Source organism: Palleronia sp. (genome assembly GCF_042089775.1).
Lineage (GTDB): Bacteria > Pseudomonadota > Alphaproteobacteria > Rhodobacterales > Rhodobacteraceae > Palleronia.
Window position 1 is genome coordinate 1 of the sequence record NZ_JBELKF010000074.1, and the last position, 1910, is coordinate 1910.

The following is a 1910-nucleotide window of genomic DNA, read 5'->3' on the forward strand; positions in this document are numbered from 1 at the left end:
CTGGCCTCGGCCACTTGGTTGAGCGCCTCCCGCACCTCGGCCAGCTCGGACTCAAGTGCCGTGTCGCGCTCTTCGATCTCTTCCAACTCAGCCCGGCGCGTGGCCAGTTCGTCGCCACGCCGCAGCAGCCCCTGATCCCGCGTCGAAACCGGCACATGCAGCGCCTCGGCTTCCATCAGCTGCGGGATTCGGTGCGCCATGCGACGGACGCGCGGGGATATTCCGCGGTTGTCCTCTTCCTCTTTCCGCCATCGGGTGCCGTCCCAGACGTACCAGCCGACCCGGCTCACCCGGATCACGTCGCGGCCGAAATACGTGACGAAGCGCAGCCCCGCGCCCACGTCGTTGAGCGACAAGCGTGCCGTCACGTTCGGCAGCGCGTCCTCGATCGAGTGCTCGCGCTCCAACCAGTCGCCATGCTCATGGGGTTCGGGGCCCGGTTCTGCCGCGTACGGCGGCGGCGAAGGAAGCGGCTGGCCTTCAGCCGGCTTGACGGTCTCGGCCGCCTGGAAGCGCGACCGGATCAGATCGAGGCGGTCGTCGCTCACGCGTCATCCCCTCTCAGCACGTCATTGAGGTCGACACCCTCGCCCGCATGGACGATCTGGGCCGTCAGGTCCGGTGTCCGGTGCATCGCCCGGCGCAACCCGGCGAGGAGCTGCGCGCGCGTCTTTCGCGGCTCCGAGTCGCCGTCTTGGATGAACACGAGCCGCTTGACCCAGGGGGGCGGCACGAACGCCTCGTCATCGTGGAGATCCGGAACGCCGGCATAGAGCATGCCCTCGCCGCGCGTGATGCGCCGGCCAGACATGTTGGGCAAACTCACCCCGGACCAGTAGGCGGCGCCGGGCACAGCATCCGCGATCACGGCCGAGAGGGTCGTCTCGATCCCCTCGCCCATGATCAGGGTCGAGAACCCATCGGCGCGGCAGGGGTGACTCGTCAGGCGGATCGCGCCCCCCTTAACCGAACCCAGTGTTTTCTTTGCGGCCTGCGATTCACCCGCGTGCACGATCTGCGCCTTCTTTCCTGGACGGTCCGGGTCGATCCACGTGCGATGAATGGCGCTGAGCTTTCCGTCCGGCGCCTGGACAACAGCGATCATGGCCGGGCCACGGTGGATCTCGATCCAAGCGCCTTCCTGGTGGATCATGTACGGCAGCGCGGGATGAGAACGCAGCGTCGACGGCATGGCGAGCGCATGAGGGGGGAAGCCCCGGGCGGCCAGGTAATCCTCGACGGCCGTTCCCACCGCGGGGAGCGCCTCCTTCCAGATCCGCTGCGCCGCCATGAGCGCTTCGCGCCGCTTTCGCTCTTGCGTTTCCTCACGCTTGCGAGCTGATTCCTCCGCATTCCGACGCCGGCGCTCGACCTCCTCGGCTGAGACCTCGTCATCGCGCTCGCCCACCAGCCAGCTCAGCGCAGCCTTGAAGTCGAGCGACAGGACCATCTGGACGAGAGCGATGCCATCGCCGCCGCCGCAAGTCCGACAGTTGTAGATGTTCTGGGCAGGCGAGATTGCGAAGCGATCCGTCCCGCCGCATTGAGGGCACGGCCCGGCATGTTCGGACCCCGTACGCTTCAGCTCGGCCGTCACGCCCAGGCGTTCCGCCGTTTCCATGATCGGAATCGCCTTGGCCTCGACGAGGCGCGGATCTTCGGTCTGCATGCTGCCCCCGTTTCTGGCGTTCAGGCCAGGTCGTTGAGCGCGGCGTTCCGACGCTCAGTAAAGAAATCTGCAAGCGCAAGACGCGCATAGCGCCGGCTGTCCTGCCCTAGGACGAAGGCTCCGCTATCGACGCGCGCGATGATGTGTTCGGCCGCCGCGACAATCCCCTCGACGGCCGGTGGTCGCATCCGGTCCAGCCGCTCGAGTCCGCAGCGCATCGCGGCTAGGGTGTCGTCGGCCC

The 1910-nt window shown here is 67.4% G+C and carries 2 protein-coding genes and 1 pseudogene; all 3 read right to left on the reverse strand.

Annotated features, from left to right (window positions below):
• Positions 1–548 (reverse strand): annotated as a pseudogene (locus ACFDS3_RS15225) (hypothetical protein); the annotation flags it as partial.
• On the reverse strand, positions 545–1669 hold the full coding sequence (locus ACFDS3_RS15230) for a CHC2 zinc finger domain-containing protein (protein WP_375263209.1): 1125 nt from the start codon (positions 1667–1669) through the stop codon (positions 545–547). The gene ACFDS3_RS15230 and the pseudogene ACFDS3_RS15225, both read right to left, overlap by 4 nt.
• Before the next feature lie 20 nt (positions 1670–1689).
• Positions 1690–1910: hypothetical protein (locus ACFDS3_RS15235; protein WP_375263210.1), on the reverse strand; the 221-nt coding region annotated here is incomplete at its 5' end.